The 2,514-nt window shown below is 72.6% G+C and carries 2 protein-coding genes; one reads left to right on the forward strand and one right to left on the reverse strand.

The genetic code is table 11. From position 1 onward, the window contains the following. Positions 1-1,084 (forward strand): DNRLRE domain-containing protein (locus tag D7X55_RS38350; RefSeq protein WP_121725619.1); only part of this gene is annotated, 1,084 nt, incomplete at its 5' end. Positions 1,085-1,096: 12 nt separating this feature from the next. On the opposite strand, the gene D7X55_RS43740 is transcribed toward D7X55_RS38350, so the two are convergent. Then, the coding region (locus tag D7X55_RS43740) for a dolichyl-phosphate-mannose--protein mannosyltransferase (RefSeq protein WP_158626485.1) at positions 1,097-2,514 on the reverse strand (1,418 nt) is incomplete at its 5' end.

Here is a 2,514-nt window from a genome sequence, read left to right on the forward strand (position 1 = left end):
GGTCGTACTGGAGCCGGAGGCGGACACCTACGTCCGGCCCGACAGCCCGACCACGAACTTCGGCGCCGCGCAGAACCTGTGGGTCGACTCCGGCAAGGCCGAGACCTACCTGCGCTTCAATCTGGGCAACATCCCGGCGGGCTCGCACATCGCCTCCGTCCGGCTGGAGGCCCTGGCCTACGACGGCTCGGCCGCGGGTGGCGACGGCAGCGTCTACGCGCACCTGGTGCCGGACGACTCCTGGAGCGAGACGGGCATGACGTGGAACAACCGGCCGGCGGTGAACGGGAGCGACCTGGGCTCGTGGTGGCTGTGGAATGCCAACACCTCACCCAAGCCGCTGCAGCTGGGCGTCAACGCCGACGCGAAGCTGAAGGCCCCCGTGCAGCAGGCGCTGGACTCGGATGGGCTCATCTCCTTCCGGCTGCGCTCGCCGGGCTACCACACGGTGTATCGCTCGCGGGAGTACGGCGTCGCCAGCGAGCGGCCCCGGCTGGTCGTCAGCTACTTCGGGCCGGACGACGCCCAGGTGACGTCGCACCTGGAGGCGGCGTCCTTCTTCCCGGTGGCGGACACGTCCGTCTGGAAGAGCAACCCGAACGCGAACGCGGGCACGTCCATGGCGCTGACCGTGGACCGGGCGGACGCGGAGTCCTTCCTGCGCTTCGACCTCTCCGCCCTGCCGCCCACCGTCCAGGTGGCCTCCGTCGTCCTCGTCACCACGTCCTCGGGCGGCGACCTCACGGCGGGCGCGGACACGAACGTCTATACGCGGTGGGTCCCCGACAACACGTGGAGCGAGACGGCGATGACCTGGAACACCCAGCCCTCGGTGTTCAGCTGCGAGCTGGGCTCCTGGCAGTTCCCCAGCCGGCCGGTGCCGTACACCACGCAGGCGGGCATCAACGCGAGCCCGCTGCTGGTGCCCATCGTCCAGGAGACGCTGTCCATGAACGGGCAGCTGTCCCTCCGGCTCGACTCGCCGGGAAGCCGCTCGGTGTACGACTCGCGCGAGTACTCGAACACCAGCGCCCGCTGGCCGCGGCTCATCGTCTACTACTCCATCCCCACGGCCACGCCGTGAGGTAGGGACGGCTCAGGGAGACGCCGGGGACAGCGCCACCCGCTGTCCCACGGCGCCGAACTCCAGCTGCGTCACCTTCGCGCGAGGCGGGCCCAGCGTGGGCAGGATGAACCACGCCGCGCCCCGCAGGGCCTGGGGGTGGCGCAGCGTCGCCCCGGTCTCCAGCACCCGCTCCACGAGGCCGTCGGGACCGTGGAAGGTGACGCGCAGCGGCTGGGGCGGACCGAGCGCCCGGACGTAGAAGGCGTAGCGCTCCAGGCCATGGCCCAGGCCTCGGGACGCGAAGCCCAGCACCTCCAGGTTCCCCTGCCGCACGGACAGGGGCGTGAGGCCGTCAGGCAGGGGCGCGGGCTGCGGCAGGGGCGCCTCCAGGTCGTAGGCTCGCAGCGCGGCCTGGGGCGGGATGCCGGGCACGGGCGCGTAGGGCTCCGCGAGCGGCGACACGAGATAGGGGTGGTAGCCCCGCTCTCGCGCCAGCGCCACGTCCGGCGCCCGCCGGTACGCCATGCGCCCGCTCCAGAACATGAGGTTGAGGTTCTCGAAGTTGAGCGGTGCGTCGAAGTCCAACGCGGCGAAGAGGACGCTGTTCTTCGGCGTGTGCCGGGACAGCGCCAGGCCCACCTCGCGCGTGTAGCTGACGTACAACTCCTCCAGGTGCTCCGCCTGGTAGCGCGCCTTCTCCACCGGCAGCGTGAGGGCCAGGTGCCACGCGAGCACCGCCGACGCCGCGAAGCCCAGCCCCACGGTCATCCATTCGGGCCGGCGCGCGAGCCGGAAGACGATGGCGGTCAGCACGGCCGCGCCAAAGGACAGCACCAGTCCTTCCGCGAGCCCCGGCAGGGTCCGCGTCTGCTCCCACGACGCGGGAAGCGACTCGCGCAGGCGGGTCAGCACGGGCAGGTGCTCGATGGCCAGCGGCGTGGCGAGCCCCGCCAGCAGCACGGCCGCGAGCACCGGGTGGCGCCGCGCGTCCGAGCCCGCGATGGCGAGCGCGGCCATGACAGCGGGCACCGCGCCCCACGCGATGGCCGGGACCTTCACCGTGCCCAGGGACAGCACGAGCCACGTCGCCCCCACCCACAGCGCCAGCCCCACCGTCTCCAGCTCCCGCTTGCGCACGGCGCGCACCAGCAGCCAGCCAAAGGCCATCAGTGGCAGCACGTTCGCGAGCGGCTGGAGGCTCGTGCGGTTGACCTCGTTGAGGACGGCGTCCAGCGGGCGGCGCCAGGGGCCCACGTCCACGGCCGGATCAGGGAAGAGGTGCGCGCGCGTGACGCGCGACTCCAGGTCGTGCAGCTCCGGCCAGCGCCACGCGGAGTACAGGCTCCAGGGCGCCGCCACCACGCCGGCCGCGGCCACCATGGCCACCACCGTGCCTGGCCGGGGTCCCGGACAGAAGCGCAGCCGGCTCAGGGCCCACAGCGTCGCGC

The sequence above is a fragment of the Corallococcus sp. AB049A genome, assembly GCF_003668885.1.
Lineage (GTDB): Bacteria > Myxococcota > Myxococcia > Myxococcales > Myxococcaceae > Corallococcus > Corallococcus interemptor.